Source organism: Pseudomonas sp. Marseille-P9899 (assembly GCF_903166565.1).
In the GTDB taxonomy this organism is placed as follows: domain Bacteria; phylum Pseudomonadota; class Gammaproteobacteria; order Pseudomonadales; family Pseudomonadaceae; genus Aquipseudomonas; species Aquipseudomonas huaxiensis.
In genome coordinates this window covers 676,458-694,141 of the sequence record NZ_CAESCG010000002.1, presented here as the reverse complement: position 1 = coordinate 694,141, position 17,684 = coordinate 676,458, and the positions used below count along the sequence as shown (strand labels likewise).

At 65.5% G+C, this 17,684-nt stretch carries 15 protein-coding genes; 3 read left to right on the top strand and 12 right to left on the bottom strand.

Annotated elements, in window-relative coordinates; translation table 11 throughout:
• Positions 1-41: 41 nt before the first annotated feature.
• Genes HWV67_RS12500 through HWV67_RS12455 form a run of 10 tightly spaced genes read right to left on the bottom strand, consistent with a single transcriptional unit; the run spans position 42 to position 12,919 of the window.
• Positions 42-1,679, bottom strand: a complete 1,638-nt coding sequence (locus HWV67_RS12500) for an arylsulfatase (RefSeq protein WP_175651452.1) — start codon at positions 1,677-1,679, stop codon at positions 42-44.
• A 15-nt stretch (positions 1,680-1,694) separates the two neighbouring features.
• Positions 1,695-2,489 (bottom strand): cyclase family protein, encoded by a 795-nt coding sequence (locus HWV67_RS12495; protein WP_175651451.1) that lies wholly within the window; start codon positions 2,487-2,489, stop codon positions 1,695-1,697.
• Between the two features lie 11 nt (positions 2,490-2,500).
• Positions 2,501-3,487, bottom strand: coding sequence for an NAD-dependent epimerase/dehydratase family protein (locus tag HWV67_RS12490; RefSeq protein WP_175651450.1), 987 nt, complete (start codon positions 3,485-3,487; stop codon positions 2,501-2,503).
• A complete protein-coding gene (locus HWV67_RS12485) occupies positions 3,478-4,470 on the bottom strand; it encodes a fumarylacetoacetate hydrolase family protein (RefSeq protein WP_175651449.1) in 993 nt (330 codons plus the stop codon). Before HWV67_RS12485 ends, HWV67_RS12490 begins: the two co-directional genes overlap by 10 nt.
• Positions 4,467-5,039: a cupin domain-containing protein gene (locus HWV67_RS12480; RefSeq protein ID WP_175651448.1), complete on the bottom strand. Its 573-nt coding sequence runs from the start codon at positions 5,037-5,039 to the stop codon at positions 4,467-4,469. The genes HWV67_RS12485 and HWV67_RS12480 overlap by 4 nt, the downstream gene beginning before the upstream one ends.
• A 49-nt stretch (positions 5,040-5,088) precedes the next feature.
• Complete coding sequence (locus tag HWV67_RS12475; RefSeq protein WP_175651447.1) at positions 5,089-6,285, bottom strand: MFS transporter; 1,197 nt, start codon at positions 6,283-6,285, stop codon at positions 5,089-5,091.
• Complete coding sequence (locus HWV67_RS12470; RefSeq protein ID WP_175651446.1) at positions 6,278-8,701, bottom strand: efflux RND transporter permease subunit; 2,424 nt, start codon at positions 8,699-8,701, stop codon at positions 6,278-6,280. Before HWV67_RS12470 ends, HWV67_RS12475 begins: the two co-directional genes overlap by 8 nt.
• A 5-nt stretch (positions 8,702-8,706) precedes the next feature.
• Complete coding sequence (locus HWV67_RS12465; RefSeq protein ID WP_175651445.1) at positions 8,707-9,807, bottom strand: WD40/YVTN/BNR-like repeat-containing protein; 1,101 nt, start codon at positions 9,805-9,807, stop codon at positions 8,707-8,709.
• Between the two features lie 57 nt (positions 9,808-9,864).
• Entirely contained in the window at positions 9,865-11,229 is a 1,365-nt protein-coding gene (locus HWV67_RS12460) for a DUF1329 domain-containing protein (protein ID WP_175651444.1), read from the bottom strand.
• 10 nt (positions 11,230-11,239) lie between these two features.
• Positions 11,240-12,919 carry a DUF1302 domain-containing protein gene (locus tag HWV67_RS12455; protein ID WP_175651443.1) on the bottom strand — a complete coding sequence of 560 codons (1,680 nt, stop codon included), beginning with the start codon at positions 12,917-12,919 and terminating at the stop codon, positions 11,240-11,242.
• 399 nt (positions 12,920-13,318) lie between these two features.
• On the opposite strand from HWV67_RS12455, the gene HWV67_RS12450 reads away from it, so the two are divergent.
• Positions 13,319-14,257, top strand: coding sequence for a LysR family transcriptional regulator (locus tag HWV67_RS12450; RefSeq protein WP_175651442.1), 939 nt, complete (start codon positions 13,319-13,321; stop codon positions 14,255-14,257).
• Between the two features lie 40 nt (positions 14,258-14,297).
• Here HWV67_RS12450 and HWV67_RS12445 read toward each other — a convergent pair whose 3' ends face one another.
• Positions 14,298-14,675: a nuclear transport factor 2 family protein gene (locus tag HWV67_RS12445; RefSeq protein WP_175651441.1), complete on the bottom strand. Its 378-nt coding sequence runs from the start codon at positions 14,673-14,675 to the stop codon at positions 14,298-14,300.
• 262 nt (positions 14,676-14,937) lie between these two features.
• Between HWV67_RS12445 and HWV67_RS12440 the strand changes: the two genes are divergently transcribed.
• Positions 14,938-16,281 carry a metal-dependent hydrolase family protein gene (locus HWV67_RS12440; RefSeq protein WP_175651440.1) on the top strand — a complete coding sequence of 448 codons (1,344 nt, stop codon included), beginning with the start codon at positions 14,938-14,940 and terminating at the stop codon, positions 16,279-16,281.
• A 2-nt stretch (positions 16,282-16,283) separates the two neighbouring features.
• Positions 16,284-16,727 carry a GlcG/HbpS family heme-binding protein gene (locus HWV67_RS12435; RefSeq protein ID WP_175651439.1) on the top strand — a complete coding sequence of 148 codons (444 nt, stop codon included), beginning with the start codon at positions 16,284-16,286 and terminating at the stop codon, positions 16,725-16,727.
• Here the strand turns inward: HWV67_RS12435 and HWV67_RS12430 are convergent.
• On the bottom strand, positions 16,718-17,647 hold the full coding sequence (locus tag HWV67_RS12430) for a LysR family transcriptional regulator (RefSeq protein WP_175651438.1): 930 nt from the start codon (positions 17,645-17,647) through the stop codon (positions 16,718-16,720). The two genes, HWV67_RS12435 and HWV67_RS12430, sit on opposite strands and share 10 nt — an antisense overlap.
• Positions 17,648-17,684 lie beyond the last annotated feature (37 nt).

Sequence of the window (17,684 nt, the reverse complement as noted above, 5' to 3'; positions counted from 1 at the left end):
TCAAGCCGCTATGTTTGCCTGCGAGATGGATAGATAACGAATCACGGCGCCTTGGCCTGAGGTGGAAACACCACCCCGACCTCCTTCGCATACACCTGCCATGCACGCTTCAGCCGCTCGAACGTTTCCGGCTCGCGCGCGGCAAGATCCTCGACCTCGCCGCGGTCACGGGCGACGTCGAACAGTTGCCAGCGCAAAGGCTGCGGCGCCTCGCCCGGCATGGTCCAAGGACGTAGCCCCAGCAGTTTCAGGTTGCCTTCGCGGTAATATAGGCTGCCGAACAATTCACCCGCCAGCACAGGCGATTCCGGCGCCTTGCCTTCCAGCATCGGCAACATCGAGCGGCCGGTGATCGGGTGTTTCGGCTGCCCCTGGTAGCGATCACCCGGATCTGGCAGGCCGGCGAGCGCGAGGAAGGTCGGCGCCAGGTCATCGACCCGCGCCACGCTACGTTCCAGCCCTTGGCGAGCCAGCGCCTGCGGCAGATGGATAATGGCCGGCACGCTGATGCCGCCCTCGGCGGTACTGCCCTTGAACAGGCGCAACGGCGCGGCACTCACCTCCGCCCAGCGCAGCCCGTAATCGACCTGCGAACCGCGCCGGCCAAGGTTCTCCAGGCGGTTGTCGGTGCCCGGTCCCGCCGGGTAGAACTGCTCATGCCGTTCGCCAGCAGCACCGTTGTCGGACATGAACACGATCAGGGTGTTGTCGTACTGCCCGGTGCTTTTCAGATAGTCCAGCAGCCGACCGATATTGTGGTCGAGGTTGCCGACCATCGCCGCGTAGATCTCCATCTTGCGCGCCTCACTGCGGCGCTGATCCGCGCTCAGTTGTTCCCAGCCAGGCAGGTTCGGCGCGACCGGCAAACGCTGCGCCGCCACAAAGTCCGCCGGTAGCAGGCCCTTCTCCCGCAGCCGCTCGATCCGTGCCTCGCGGACCTTGTCGTAGCCTTCGTCGTAACGCCCGCGGTAAACATCACGCCAGGCGTCCGGCGCCTGCAACGGCCAGTGCGGCGAGGTGTAGGCGGCGTAGGCGAAGAACGGCTTGCCGCTGCCCTGCCCCTGGCGCAAGTAGTCGATCAGCTTGTCGGTGTAGAAGTCGGAGGAGTAGAAATCGTCCGGCAGTTCCACCGGTTTGCCGTTCTCGCGGTAGGTGATCTGCTCGATTTTCGCCGTGGGCTGCGCCGGTGGCTTGAAGTGCACGCCACCGCCTTCAAGCAAGGTGAACGACTGCTCGAAGCCGCGTCGGTCGGGGCCCTGCTCAGGCGTCAGGCCGAGGTGCCATTTGCCCACCATGCTGGTGCGATAGCCGCCGTCGCGCAGCAGCTCGGCAATCGAATGGGCCTGCTGGTTGAGGTAGCCCTCATACCCCGGTTTGCCCTGCTGGAACGGCTGGATGCCCTCGGCCATGGTGCCCAGCCCGGCCAGGTGATTGTCGGTGCCGGACATCAGCATCGAGCGGGTCGGCGAGCAAGTCGGGGCCGCGTACATGTTGGTCAATTGCAGCCCCGTGGACGCCAGTTGGTCCAGCACCGGCGTGTCGTTCTCGCCACCAAAGGCGCCGAGATCGGAATAGCCGAGGTCATCGGCGACGATCAGCAGGATATTGGGGCGCTCGGCAGTCGCAGCAAAAGTCGGCGCCGCGCATGCCAGCGCGGCCAGAAGAAAGGGAAAGCGCACGCGAACCTCACTTTTTTATTCTTCGAAGATGGCAACGGCACGGACAAACCCGGCGGAGGCGTGTTTGATCTTGTACGGGAAGCACGACACCAGAAAACCACTGCCCGGCAAGCTGTCGAGATTGGCGAGCTTTTCCATCTGCCCGTAGCCGATGTCGCGACCCGCCTTGTGCCCTTCCCAGATGATCGAGGCATCACCGCTTTCGGCGAAGCGCTGGCGGGTAAAGCTGAACGGCGCGTCCCAACTCCAGGCGTCGGTGCCGACCACGCGCACCCCGCGATCGAGCAGATACAGGGTCGCCTCGCGGCCCATGCCGATCCCCGCATCCAGGTAGCCCGGCTGGCCGAACAGGCTGCCGGCGCGGGTGTTGATCAGCACGATATCCAGCGGCTGCAGCGCGTGACCGATGCGTTGCAGCTCGGCCTCGACCTCGGCGGCGCTGACGATATGGCCATCGGGCAGGTGGCGGAAGTCCAGCTTCACCCCCGGTTGCAAGCACCAGTCCAGCGGCAGCTCATCGATGCCGAAGGCCGGCTTGCCGCCGTCGGTGGTCGAGGCGTAATGCCAGGGCGCATCCATGTGCGTGCCGCTATGGGTGGTGATGGACAGGCGCTCGGCAGCCCAGGATTCCTGGCCGGGCATCTGATCGAGGGTCAGGCCGGGGAACATCGCGGCCATTTCCGGCCAGCCTTGCTGGTGGTCCATGTAGTCGATTTTCGGCAGCAGCAGCGGCGGGTCGGTGTAGGGGTTGTTGTCCAGGGTTACCGACAGATCGACCAGGCGGCGCTTTCGGGTCAGGGGCAGGGTCATTGCAATTCCTCTCAAGCAGTTGCAGCGACGGCACGCGAAACGCGCGGGCGCTGAGTAAGGTCAAGCGCGTGGCGAACCAGCGCCCGCGCAGTGCCGTCGTGACGGAAGCCACGTTCGCGGGCCAGCGGGGTTCGCAACGGTGGAAAGCGCCCGAACAGCGCTTCGAGAGCCGCATCCGGCTGGAAGCTGACCAGCGACCGGCGCTCCTCGCCGAACACCTCGGCCAAGGCATCCACCACGTTGCCAATGGACAGGTGCAGCACCGGCAGTTGCCAGACCCGCGACGGCGCGTCTGCGGCGAGGTCGAACCCGGCGGCATGCAGCAGGTTGTCCACGCAGCAGGACGCGGACATCCACCAGGACGTGGCGTCGGCTGACACCGGGCATTGATAGGGCTCACCCGCAGCGAAACGCTGCAGAAGCACGCTCATAAAGGCCGAGCGCAGGCCGTTGCCGTCACCCGGCCGAGCGACGATGCCGGGCAGGCGCAGGGCGCGGCCATCGACCTCTCCGCGACGGCCGAGATCACTCAGATGGTTTTCGATCATCAGCTTGTGAGCGCCATAGGACAGCGCCGGCCGCGGCCGATAGTGCTCGTCCATCCGCACCGGCAGGTCGCCGCCGTAGACCGCCACGCTGCTGGCGTACACCAGCACCGGAGGCTGCTGCGAATGACGCAACAGGTCCAGCAACTGCAGCGTGGCGAGCAGGTTCACCTGCCGCCCCAGCCCATAGTTTTCTTCGGCTGCGCCACCGGCAATGCTGACCAGGTGGAAGACCACATCGACGCCATCGGCCAGCCCCCGGCGCAGCAGCGCGGGGTCGGTGATGCTGCCGCTCAGATGACGCAGACGACGATCATCCGGAAAACCGTCGAGGCGCTGATCAAGCAGTATCAGCGCCTCAATGCGGCGCCCTCGCAGTTGCCCGTCCGCCAGCAGCCGTTGCACCAATTGGCGACCGAGAAAGCCTGCGGCGCCAGTGACCATCACGCGCATGGTGCACCCGCCTTGACCACCTGCTGGTCAATGCTGCCAAACAGCACCGTGCCGTCAGCGCCGCGAACCTCCATGCGCACCCGCTCGCCAAAGCGCATGAACGCCGTGCGCGGCGCACCGTGCTCGATCATTTCCACCGCGCGGCGCTCGGCAATGCACGCCGAGCCGACACTGCGATCGGCGTTGGAGACCGTGCCGGAACCGATCAAGGTGCCGGAGCTCAGGCGCCGGGTCAGGGCCGCATGAGCGATCAACCGATGAAAACCGAAATGCATCGCGCCGCCATGGGGATGGCCGAACCACTCGCCATTGCGCGTCACGTTCAGCGGCAGGTGCACGCGGCCGTCGCGCCAGTCCTCGCCCAGCTCGTCCGGAGTCACCGCCACCGGCGCAAAACTGGAGGACGACTTGGCCTGGATAAAGCCGAAACCGGTCTTCATTTCCCGTGGTGCCAAGGCCCGCAAACTGACGTCGTTAACCTGCAGAATCAGCCTCACATGCGCCAGCGCCTCGTCGGCGGAACAGCCCATCGGCACTTCATCCACCAGCACCGCGAGCTCGCCCTCGAAGTCGATGCCATGGGCCTCGTTGGGCAACGCGATGTCCTGGCGCGGCCCTAGGAAATCATCGCCCGCGCCCTGGTACATCAGCGGCGTGTCCTCGACGCCTTCGATCGGGTCGAGGTGGAATGCCCGCTGCATCAGTTCCCCATGACTGAGAAAGCACGAGCCATCCAGCCATTGCCAGGCCCGCGGCAACGGCGCCATGACCTGCTCGGGATCGAAGACGAAAGCACCTTCGACATCGTCGCGGTTCAGGGCCTCATAGCGCGCCTGCAACACCGGTTCGACGCGGGCCCAGTCGTCGATGGCCGCCTGCAACGTTGCGGCGATATCAGTGACCTGCACCGCCCTCTCCAGATCGCGGGACACCAGCAGCAGGCGACCGTCGCGGCTGCCATCGGCCAAGGTTGCCAGCTTCATGGCAGCCCCTCGCGCAAGCTGTCGGCATAGCGCCCGTCGAGCAGAATGAAGACCATCCGCGCCATCGCGTCGGTGCGGTTGCTCCAGGCGTGATTGGTGCCGCGCTGGACCACGATGTCGCCACGCTTGAGGTGCACGTCCTCATCGTCCAGCACCAGCCACACCTCACCTTCGGTGACGATGCCGTAGTCGAGGGTTTCGGTCCGGTGCATCAGCTTGTGCTTCGAATCGCGTTCGCCGGTGCCGGCATGGGCTTCGCCGATTTCGGCAAAGACCGCCGCGGCGCTGGCGTCGCTGACCTGGTTCTGCACGCTGTCGGGCGGGATGTCCACGACACGGATCAGGCTGCCCAAGGTTGAAGGGCTGAGCACCAGCGGCTTGAGTGTCGGGTCCGCGCCGTTGTCCAGGGTGGCCGGGCTCGTGTCGCTGTTCCAGATTTCATGGAAAACCGTACCGGGCACGGCCTTGAGATCAAAGCTGTTGGGCACCGCGCCGACCAGCGCCGCCAGCGCTGTGCCTTCGGCGCTGTGGCGGGTGACAACGCGTTTGAAAGGGGGAAGTGATTGCATGGGTACTCCGTTCAATTGCCATCGCCGAGGGTGGTTGCACCCCGAGCTGTCAGATTCTGTCTATCGATAAAGGCGCGGCCTGCGGCGCTATCAAGCGCGGCAACAGCAGGCAGCTCACGGCCAGCAGCAGTTGCGCCATGCCCACCAGTGCGAGTGCGTCCGGCAGGGCCTGGTGATTGCCGCCGGTCAGTCCGAGCACCAGCAGCGGGCTCGCGAACTCACCGGCGAACAGCGCGGAGGTGAAGCCTCCGGTCGCCCGCCCGCGCTGGGCGAAACTGGCGCGGGACATGATCCAGGTGATCAGCGTCGGCAACATCAGCCCGATGCCCAACCCGTTGAGGGCGACCGCCAGGGTCAGCAACGCCGGACTCCCGGCCCGCGCCATCAGCCATCCACCAAGCCCGGCAGTGACGAACGCGAGCAGCAACAGGTGCTGCCGGGCACAGCGATGGAACAGGCGGAAACTCAGGGCGCCGAGCATCACGCCCAACTGGTTGGCGCCCATGACCATGCCGATCTGCTGCGGCGAATCGACCTGCAACAGCCCCAGCAGAAAGCCCGCCTGCACCGGCACGATGAACAGGCTGGCACCGGCCAGCAGGCTGAACAGGTAAAGCGGCAACAAGGTGCTCCAGGGAAACCCGCTGCTTTCGGCCTCGACCTGAATCGCCGATGCCTGACGCTCCCACAACAGCCACGCCATCAGCGGCACAAAAAGCAGGCCGACGCCATACAAGCTGTAGGGAGTGCGCCAATCGTCCTGCCCCAATGCGCCGCCAACGCTGATGAACACCGCCGCCGACAGCGAGGTGCACACCATCTGCAAGGCGAACAAACGCTCACGCCGGGCGCCCTGGTAATAGTCGCCAATCAGGGTGGTGCAGCAGGTCATGATCCCCGCCTCCGCCAGGCCCAGACCGGCGCGGCTGGCGACGATCGCCGGCAACGATTCCAGCCACAGCGGCAGCAGACCGAACAGGCTGTACAACAGCATCGAGCCCAGCAGCAAAGGCTTGCGCCCGAGGCGGTCGGCGATCAGCCCGGCGAACGGCGCCAGCAAGGCAATCACCAGCGCCGGAATGGTCAGGCTCACCGGCACCAGCACGGCGACCAGCGGATCGTTGGCAAAGTGCTCGTGCATGCGCGGCAGCACCGGCGCCAGCAACACGGCACCCAGCACCGGCAGGCAACTGCCGAGCAACAGCAACAACGATTGCGGCAAGCCCGCCTGGGTTTGATTACGCATGGGTCACCTCCTGGGCGGCGGGCGTTTGCACAGTGTCTGCGGCGGACCGGTCGCGCACCGGCAACAGAAAGCGCGCCAATGCCGGCAGCAGCACCAGCGCGCCGACCATGTTCCAGACGAACATGAAGGCCAGCAGCACACCCATGTCGGCCTGGAACTTGATGGGCGAGAACATCCAGGTGCCGACGCCGATGGCCAGCGTTACGCCGGTCAGCATCACCACCTTGCCGGTGGAGACCAGGGCGCGGTAATACGCCTCGGAAAGGCTGGCGCCCTGGCGCAGATGGCCGAGCAGGATGCTCATCACGTACAGCGCGTAATCGACCCCGATACCCACACCCAGGGCGATCACCGGCAGCGTGGCGACCTTGACCCCGATACCGAGCCAGACCATCAGCGCCTCGCACAGAATCGAGGTGAGCATCAGCGGGAGCACCGCGCACACGGTGGCGCGCCAGGAACGGAAGGTCACCAGGCAGAGCAGGATCACCGCCCCGTAGACCCAGAACAGCATCTCGCGGTTGGCCTCGCGCACGACGATATTGGTCGCGGCCTCGATCCCGGCATTGCCGGCGGCGAGCAAGAATTTCACCTCGTCGGTGTTGTTGGCCGCGGCGAATCCTTCGACATGCTCGACCAGCCGGGTCAGGGTCTCGGCCTTGTGGTCGCTGAGGTAGACGTACAGCGTCAGCAGGCTGCAGGACTCGTTGTACAAACCACGCGGCGCGCTGGCGGTGATCATGTTGAGCATCGCCTGGTTGTTCTGCAGCTCGTACCATTTCGGATTGCCTTCGGACAGCCCGACCAGCATCCGTCGATTGAGCAGCGCCAGCGAGTTGGTCGAGTCCACGCCCGGCAGGCTGCGCAGTTGCCAATCCAGCTCATCGACCTTGCGCAGTACGTCGTAGCGGGCGCAGGCACCGGCAGGCGTCTGCACCATGACCGCGAACAGGTCGCTGCTGGCGCCGTAGGCCTGGGTCATGAAAGCGTCGTCACGGTTGTAGCGCGAGTCGGCGCGCAGCTCCGGCGCGCCGGCATCGAGGTCGCCGATGGCGAGGTGCAGGCTGACCAGAAAACCGAGCACGGCCATGACCAGGCTGACGCCGATGCACAGCGTCGCCCAGGGCTTGCGGGTGAACAGGTCGAGAAAGCGCCAGAACGGATGGCGCGCCTTGCCGCTCTCCTCGGCGCGTTCGCTGCGCAGGCTCAGTTCAGCGGCACGTGGACTGACGCCGACATACGACAGCAGCACCGGCAGCAAGATGAGGTTGGTGAAAATCAGCACCGCCACGCCAATGCTGGCGATGATCGCCAGGTCCTGGATGACCTTGATCTGGATGATCATCAGCACGGCAAAACCCACGGCATCGCAGAGCAATGCGGTAAGCCCGGCCAGGAACAGGCGGCGGAAGGTGAAGCGCGCCGCCACGACGCGGTGCATGCCGCGACCGATGTCCTGCATGATGCCGTTCATCTTCTGCGCGCCGTGGCTCATGCCGATGGCGAACACCAGGAACGGCACCAGCACCGAATAGGGGTCGAGCTGGAAACCCAGCAACGGCAGTAAACCCAGTTGCCAGACCACCGCCACCAGCGAACAGGCCACCACCAGCAGGGTGCTGCGCACACAACGGGTGTAGGCGTAGAGCACCGCAGTGGTGATCAGGATGGCCACGGCGAAGAACAGCAGGATCTGTTGCAACCCTTCGATCAGGTCGCCGACTTTCTTGGCGAAGCCGGTGATGTGGATGTCGACGCTGTCGCCCTGGAACTTCGCCCGCAAGGCTTCCAGGCGCTCGGACAGCACCGCGTAGTCCAGCGGCTGGCCGTCAGGGGTGCGCGCCAGCAACGGTACGTAAATGATGCTGGAGCGCTGGTCGAACGCCACCAGTTGGCCGATCTCGTTGGACACCTGCACATTGCGCCGCAGTTCGCCCAGAGACTTCGGGCTGCCGTCATAGTCGTCGGGGATCACCGGACCGCCGTCGAGGCCGTCCTCGGTGACCGAAACCCAGCGGGTTGCCGGGGTCCACAGCGATTTCATGTAGGCGCGATCGACACCCGGCAGCAGGTAGATCTGCTCGCTCAGGGCCTGCAGCGTGCGCAGGTAGCCGGCGTCATAGATATCGCCCTTGGGGTTCGCCACGGCAATGCGCAAGGCATTGCCCAGGCCCGACAATTCCTGCTGCCGCTCCAGGTAATTGGCGATGTAGGGATGCCCGGTGGGGATCATCTTCTCGAAGCTGGCATTGAGTTCCAGGCGTGCCGACTGCCAGCCCAGCAGGACGGTGGTCAGCAGGCACAGCAGCAAGACCCAGTGGCGATGGTTGAACAGGGCCCGCTCGACCAGCGAGCCGGAGCGTGGATCGAACGCCTCCGGGCCGCTGGGGGCGGGAGGGCGACTTGCGCAATTCATGAGGGTCACTCCGAAGCGGAAACAGCGGGCGGCGCGATGCGCGAAAGCCCGGTAAAGCCGGCGAACACCAGGCTGCCATCGGCGGCCTGAATGGCGGCCGACACCGGTTTGCGCAGCGGCTCGAAGACGGCGGCAAAGCCGTCGGGCGAGCTGGCGAACAAGCCGCCCGCCTGGTTGGCCAGCAGCACGCGGCCGTCGCCCAGGGTGATGGCGTCGCTGAAGGACACCGGGGCCAGCGCCGGCAGGGCTTCGGCTTCTTGCGCATCGGCGGCGAGGATGAAGGCATTGCCCTTGAGGCCGCCGATCAGCAGCGCGCCATCGCCCCGGGGGGCCAGGGTGAACAGGCTGCCGCTGTAGGGGCTGGGCAGCGGATGGAAGTCCTCGCCGTCGGCGGAACGGGCCAGGTAACCCTGCTCGCCGGCCAGCACCCAGGCATCACCCTGGCGAGCCACCGCGTACAGGTGCAGGCCCTCCGTGTTGTCGATCCGGCCCATCAGCGAATGCCAGTGCTTGCCGCCATCGGTGCTGCGCATCGCCAGGCCATAGGCACCGACGACCAGTACATTGGCGGCATCGCTGGCGGCGATGGCCAGAAACGGTTTGTCCGGCTGTTCCGCGGCGATGCGTTGCGCGGTGTCCAGGCGTAACTGCGCCGCCGCCTCATCCGCCGCGCCGGGCAAGGCACGGCTGGCCTCTTCCAGTTCCAGTCGAGCCGCTTCCCGGCCGTCCAGTTGCAGGGCCCAGCTTTCGCCGCCGTCGCGGGTCGCCAGCACCACCCCGGCATGCCCCACCGCCCAACCACTGCGCGCATCGGCGAACTGCACGGCGGTCAGGCCCACCGAAACCGGAACCGGCACCTGACGCCATTGCCGGCCGTTGTCATCGGACAGCAGGACCAGCCCGCGCTCGCCCACCGCCACCAGCCGTTCGCCGGCCCGGGCCAGCGCGGTGTACACCGCCCGTTGCGGGTTCGGCACCTGGCTCGCCGGGCTCTCCAGCACATCGCCGACCTTCAGGCGCTGCACCGACGCCTGGGCGAAGCACTGCGACGCCATCGGCAAGGCGAGGGCCAGCAACAGGCCGCTCAACTGAAGCACTCTGTTCATATCTACCTCGAATCCAGTCCTGGGCGGGAGAGCGACGCGCGCCCTCCCCTCGGCTCATCAGCGCACGCCGCGTCCGGCCATGGCTGCCGGAGAAAACTCGGCGGCCTTGTAGCGATCGACGATGGCGTATTGCTGGTCCTTGCCGGTGTAGAGGTTCTGGATAAACCAGGCCCCGGACACCAGGTCGTAGAAGCCCGAGGACAACTGCGCCACGGCCGGCAGGTCAGGCATCACCGACGGCAGCGACCAGAGGGTCTTGGCCAGTTGGCCATTGGCGTCCCAGCGATCGCCGAGCATCGCCTGCCAGGTGTCCTCGTCGAGGTAGTAACGGCCTTTCGGCAACTGATGGCGCTTGCCCGGTGCCAGGTCGGCTTCCACCACCCAGACGCGGTGCAGTTCCCAGCGCACGTAGTCGGGATTGAGGTGGTGCTTGGCGAACAAGTCTTCGGGCTTCGCGGCGGTCTGGATCTTGTTGGTGTTGTAGGGGATATACATCTCCTGCTTGCCCACCAGCTTCCAGTCGAAGCGGTCCATGCGGCCCTGGAACACGCTGAGTTCATCGAACGACATGACCCCGGCGGTGGCCGGCGTCGGCGTGTCGCAACAGGCGTTGGGCAACTTGCGCACGCGGCGCTGGCCGGTCAGGTAGACGTGGGCCTGGGACTTGTCGCCATTAATGTTGGTGCGCCCCATGATCTGCTCGCCCGCACGCAGCGCCGGACCGACGTTGAGCAGGCGGAACAGCCAGTAATCGCCATCGAAACTGGCGGCGTTGCCGTCCTGATAGTAGTACGGCATTTCTTGGATGGCCTTGCCGTCGGTGGTCATCACCTGGGCGCCGTCGGCGGTCATCAGGTAGTGGCGGAAGTCCATGGCCAGCGAGGTGCCGCGCCAGTTCAGCAGGTGGTTCCACATCGCTTCCGCGCCATTTTTCGGCAGCGGGAACGGAATGCCGCCATAGGCGTTTTCCGGTACCGGTCCGGCGCTGCTGTCCACCAGCCTGGCCTCTCGGGCGTTCTTCAGGGTGTTGTCATAGACCCATTGCGGCGCGGCGGCAGTGCGGCGAGTCGGGTAGACGTCGATGCGGTAGCTTTCCGGGTAGCGCTTGAACATGGCCTTGGTGCCATCGCTGAGCTTGCCGGCGTACTGGTCGAGGTTCTTCGCGGTGATGCTGTACAGCGGCTTGTCGGCGGTGAAGGGATCGCTGCGCGTGCCGCCCTGTTTGAAGGACGGGTCCACCTTGGTGTAGCCGCCGTCCCAGGCCGGAATGCTGCCGTCGGCGTTGCCGGCGCGCTCGGCGCCCATGGGCGTCAGTTGCTTGCCGAGGTCATCGGGGCTGGCGGCCTGGGCCGGTTGCAGGCTCAGGGCCGCGGCGCCGAGCACGGCGACGCAGAAGGTCTTGAGAGAAAAAGGCAAGGTCATGAACGTCCCCTCAGAATGTTGTTTTAACCGAGAAGGCCAGGTAGTCCCGGTCTTTCAGTGCTTGTTTGAAGGTGAACTGCGACAGCGAATTGAGGTTGGTGTCCTCGGGGCCGTAGTAGTGGGTGTAGGTCAAGCCGAAGGTGACCCGGTCGAGGTAGGTGGCGGTGACGCCGATATTCATATCGCCACCGCGGTCGGGGCCGAAACTGCCGACCACCGCCGACTTGCCCATGGGGAAGTAGCTGATGCCCAGCGGTACGCTGAGGTCGATGCCGGGGAACAACTGGCGATACGTCGGGGTGTAGACCAGCTTGAGGCCGACGCCATCGTCGGTGGCGCCGGGGTCCAGCGAGGCGCGGTTCTTGGTCACGCTGAGCAGACGGTTCCAGGCGACCTCGCCCACCAGGCTGGCTTCGTTGGCGACAAACGACGGGCCCAGCGAGGCGATCATGTTGAGGTTCAGGTGCGCGGTGCGGCCGACGGCATACAGCGGATGGTCGTCGTTGTCCGCGACCATGCCCGGCGTGACGGTCTGGCCGTTGGACACCAGCGGCATGTTCCAGCGCATCGACGCTTCACCGGCGAAGCTGAATTCATCGAGGCTGGTGGCGAAGCTGGCACCCAGTGCGCGGATATTTTCCGGGTACACCCAGTAGTACTCGCCGATCTGCCCGGTGGCGAAGTTCGGACCGGTGGCGTTGGGTTTGAGGTACAGCTTGGGCGACTTGTCGTGGTACTGGATCGCGTACAGGCCGTACTCGACGGTGTCGGCGGTGTAGCGCAACTGCAGGCCGCCCTGCCCCGAGCTTTTCGCTTCCTTGTCGTTGCCGTGGAAGAACGCCGCCGGGCTGTTCGGGTTGCCACCGAGGAACGCCGGGAACGGTGCGCCGGTGATCAGCCGCTCGTTGCCCTCGCCAATGGTGTCGCTGACCGAGAAATAACTGCCGGCCCCCGGCAGTCGGGTTTCTTCCCATTCGAACTGGTAGTAAGCGCCGAGCGATAGCGCGTCGGTCAGTTGGAAGGTGCCGGAGAGCTGGCTGACCGGGCGGGTGATTTCCTTGAACTGGGTGTTGGGCACCGACACGGCCTTGACCACGTCCACCGGGGCCATGCCGCCGGCAATGCCGTTGGCGCCGAAGAACAGGCTCTCGCCCCAGATCAGGCCGTGACGACCGAGCCGTACCGAGGCGGCGCGGTCCGCCACATCACCGTTCCAGTACACGAACGCATCCAGCAATTCGGCATCGCCGCCGTGCAGGTGGCGGGTGTCGTCGCTGAACTGGTCATACGCCACCGAGCGCACGTTGGCCCGGGACGGATCATTGTTGTCGTTGTCCTTCTGGTACTCGTTGTCGAACCAACCGGCGCCGCTGAACCGCGCGCCGAAATCGCGATAACCGATATCCAGCTCGGAGAGGATGTCCAGGCGATTGGAGATCAGGCCCTTGTTGAAATTGCGGTCACCGTCGTCCTGGTTCAGGGCGACCTGGCCAGTGGTGAGCTTGCTGCTCTGGTCCTGGGTGCGCCAGGCGGCGCTGTATTTGAGTGTGTTGTCCCAGCGCAGGCTCAGGTCCGGGTTGCCGGTCTGGATCTCGAACGCCTGGGCGGACGGAAGACCGACGACCAGCGCCGCTGCGAGCGTCAGGGTGAAGGGCGCACGCCGCGATGCGGCGATGGAGCGAATAGCCATCGAACTAACCCTCTTTTATTGTTTTTGTTGGCATTTTTTCTCTGCCACCACCGGCCGGTAAGGCAGCCGGACCGGTACGGTCGAAATGCCGAGGTGGCGCCATCCGGCGGGATAGACCGGGCGACGGGCACAGGTTGACTTGAGCCACGGTCTCTGACTAATCGCTTGTCGGGATGTGACCTATCGAGCAGCGCGATACCTGAAACGCGCTGTTACACGGGGCGTGAGCGAACGGAACCATCGCCAACCGGGATTCCTGGCATCGACAATCGCGATACCTGTTCGGCGGACCATGGCGCCGGGCGTTTGCCGGTTTTCAGGAGAGGGCGGGGATTGACGCCGCGAGGGTGCGACAGGAAGGTATCGGCAAAACAACTACAAGAACCGTGAGCCATCACCATGCGTTTTCACCACCTGGATCTCAATCTCCTGGTCGCGCTGGATGTGTTGCTGGAAGAGCAGAACATCACCCGCACCGCCGAGCGCCTGCACATGACCCAATCGGCCACCAGCGGTGTGCTGGGCCGCCTGCGAACGTTCTTCGAAGACGAATTGCTGGTGCAGGTCGGGCGCAAGATGCAGCCCACACCCTATGCGCTGGAACTGGCGGGGCCGGTGCGTGAAGTGCTGCTGACCATCCGCTCGTCGATCACCGCCAGACCGGTGTTCGACCCCGCCAGCAGCAAGCGGCATTTTCGCCTGGTGACCTCGGATTACCTGATCAGCGTGCTGTTTGCCCAGGTCATTCAGAAGATCCACCAGCAGGCGCCGCACATCACCTTCGAGATCATCAGCCCCGGCGACAACAGTGGCGAACTGCTGATGCGCGGCGAGGTGGACATGATGATCGTCCCCGAACGCTACGTCATCGACGACCATCCCGCGCAGTTGCTGTTCGAGGAAGACCATGTCTGCGTGGTGTGGCGCGACAACCCCGCCGTCGGCGACAGCCTGACGCTGGAGCAGTACCTGGAAATGGGCCACATCTCGGTGGGCTTCGGCCGCAACCGGCACCTCAGCATCGAGGACTGGATCATGAACCAGTACGGCGTCAACCGCCGGCTGGAGGTGATCAGCAACGACTTCAACACCCTGCCGCAATTGTTGGTGGGCACCCCGCGCCTGGCGACCATGCACCGCCGCCTGGCCCGGCTCTATGCGCGCTACCTGCCGCTGCGCATCCTGCCCACGCCGATGGAAATCCCGGTGATGCGCGAATTCATGCTCTGGCACCGGAGCATGGAGGGCGACCCCATGCACCGTTGGTTGCGCGAGCGCATTCGCGACTGCATCCAGCGCATCGACCAGCAGGAAGGCGACTGGTTGGCGACTGGCTGAACTGCACTGATCACGGCGCCAGCGTCGGGCTGGCGTTCGCCTATCCCGCGGTGCGGGTGCCGTGGAACGACGCGATTCGCCACCCCGCCTCATCCCGTGTCCAGACTTGCGTGGCAAAGCCCTCGGCGCGCACCGGCTCACCACCTCCGCGCTTTTGCAGCAAGTTGCATTGCGGCCCGCTCATCAACGCCAGGCTGTCGCCAAACAGACGCACCACCAGCTCACCCCGCTCCACCGCCAGGTAACGCACCGCCTGGCGGGCATAGTCCAGGTACTGCGCCTTGTCCTGCACCAGTCCGGTGGTGTGGACATACAGCAGTTCATCGGCAAACAGGCTGTCGAGCCGGGCATGGTCTTCTTCGACCAGTGCGCGCTGGCGTTCGGCTTCCAGACGCAGGAGGTCATCAACGGTATTCATGGGCATTTTCCTTACGGGGTGATTGGGAGGCCCATCCTCGCCTCACCCTCGCCCTGGGGAAAAATCGCCAATCCCCATGCCTGCCATCGCCACTCCCGATACCTGCTTCGGTGCGCCGCCGTATGTCCCCCGCGCCCAGGTGCTGCGCGGCTTGTCGCCAGCTATCCACGGCATCGATGGTTGGCCATCGACAGCATCTGATAGTGCTCCGTGGCACCGGCGCTCTAGCCTGCGGAAAAACAAGACGAGGAGATTCCCGACCATGAGCGCCCTGCACCTGCACTGCTCCACCCTGTTCGATGGCACCGGCCTGGACGTCCGCCAGCAGCAGACCCTGATCATCGACAACGGCGTGATCCGCCATGTCGGCCCGACGGCCCAGGCACCACGGCCAGCGGCGGGCGACCGGGAAGGCCGTGGCAATTTCGTTATGCCAGGCCTGGGGGACGTCCACACCCACCTGGCGTTCGGCAACGCGCAGAGCGAGGAAGACATCGACATCTGGACCAGTGACGAATTTCGCGCCTTGCGCGGGCTGTTCTTCGCCCAGCACGTGCTGGCTGCCGGCGTCACGTCCATGGTCTGCCCCGGCGACAGCGGCCAACTCAGCATCGCCGTACGCAACACGGTCAACGCGGGCTTGTTCGACGGACCGCGGATTGCCGCCAGCAGCCGCGTGATCACCAACCGGCAGAGCCTCAACGACTGGTTCCCGAGCCGCGTCGGTGCACCGGAATATTTCACCGCCGCCCTGGTCACCAGCCGCACCGCCGCCATCGCGGAAATCCGCAAGCAGGCCAAGGATGGCGTGGACCTGATCAAGATCGCCATGGACGGCACGCAGCGTCGTCCCAACGGCGAAATCATCGCCGCCTTCACCGCCGACGAAACCCGGGAGATGGTCGAAGAAGCCCATCGCCTCGGCTGCCGCGTGGCCACTCACGCCTACGGCCGCGAGGCGGTGATGTATGCGGCCAAGGCGGGCGTGGACCTGGTCTTTCATGCCTTCTACATGGACGACGCCTGCATCGAGGCACTGCTCGAAGCCGGCACCGTACTGGCCCCGACAATGACCTTCCCACAAAACACCGTGGACTTTTGCCAGCCCCACGACCCGGCCATCACCACCGGCTACGCCGGTTACTGCGCACGCACCCTGGAAGTCGGCACGCCGGTGCTCAAGCGGGCCAAAGCCGCCGGTATCCCCTTTGCCTGCGGCAGCGACAGCGGATTTGCAGTCACGCCCTACGGCGAGTGGCATGCCCGTGAACTTGAACTGCTGGTCCGCCGCCTGGACTTCACTCCGGCAGAAGCCCTGTTTGCCGCGACCAACGTCGGCGCGCGCCTGATGCCCCGTGGCGAAACGCTCGGCACCCTGGAGCCGGGCAAGCAGGCCGACCTGCTGATACTCGACGGCTCGCCGCTGGATGACATCCGCATCCTGCAGGACCGCAACCGCCTGCTGGCCGTCTACAAGGCCGGGGAGCCGGTGAGCCTGCAACGGACCGCCTACAACCCCAAACAGGTGTCGGACTTCAACACCTTGAAATGGACCGATCTCTACACCCGCAACCGCGTCGCGGAGCTCGGTAAATGGAGCCAATGAACATGACCTTCCTCGACGTCGAACACGCCGCGCGCCTGGCGGCGGCCACCCTTCGCCATGCGCGTAACCTGGGCCTGCGCCCACTGGCTGCGGCGGTACTCGATAGCGCCGGTCACCCGCTGGCGGTGCTGCGCGATGAGCACGCCAGCTTCCTGCGCCCGCAAATCGCCACCGGCAAGGCACGCGGTTGTCTGGGCATGGGCATGGGCGGACGGGAACTGGCGCGCCGGGCCCAGGCGATGCCCGCATTCTTCGATGCGATCAACAGCCTGACCGATGGCGAGGTGATCCCGGTCGCCGGTGGAATACTGCTGCGCGATGCCGAAGGCCGCTTGCTCGGTGCCCTCGGCGTGAGCGGCGACACCTCGGACAACGACGAGCGCTGTGCGCTGCTGGCCATCGAAGAAGCCGGCTTGCACGGCGAGACCGGCGACCCTCAGCCCTGACTCAGCAAGGCGGCCTGCTCCACCAGCACCTGGCGGAACCAGGCCAGCGTCGGGTCGCACGCCTGCTGCGGGTGCCACTGCAACGCCTGGGAGGCTGGCGGAAATTCGATGGGCGCCGGCAGCAGGCGCAACGGATAACGCCGCGCCAGCGCCTCGGCCTGGCGGCGGAACAGCGTGGCGACCCGTGGGGTTTCAATCACGAACTCCGCCATCAAGGCGAAGCTCTGCACCGTCGCGACCACCCGCCGCTCGATACCGATGTCCCGCAGGTGCTGGGTGTCCAGCGAAAGGCTCTGCCCGTCGGCGAACTCTCGCTGCACATGTTCGGCGGCGCGGTAACCGGCGAGGTCCAGGTCATTGCCCTGTGGCCAGTGCTCGGCGCAGACGATGCAACAGAGTTCGTCATCGAGCAGCGGAATATGGGGATAAGCGGGATTGACCCGCCGTTGCGGCACGATCACCAGATCACTGTGGCGGTACTCCAGCGCTTCGGCCACCTGATCGCCGTCTCGCGGCAGCGACAAGTCCCGCACCACCAGCGATGCGCCTGGTGCCAGGCGGCGCAGTTCGCGGCTGACGGCGGGTATCAGCGTCGCCGCCACATAGTCCGACGCCACCAGGGTGAAACGCCGTTCACAGCGGGCGGGGTCGAAGTCGGCGGTGGTTTCCACAAGTTCGCCGGCCAGGTCGAGAACATCGCGCACCTTGGGTGCCAACTGACGCGCCAACGGGGTGAGCTGCAGGCCGCGGCCGAGAGGAACCAGCAACGGGTCCTGAAAATGCTCGCGCAGCCGCGCCAGCGCGGCACTGGTTGCAGACTGGCCAAGGTTCAGGCGCTGGGCCGCTCTGCTGACGCTGCATTCTTCCAGCAGCACATTCAAAGCGACCAGCAGGTTCAGATCGAGACGACGGTAGCGCATGGGCGACTTATACCTTGGCGGTTAGCCGCATGCGCGC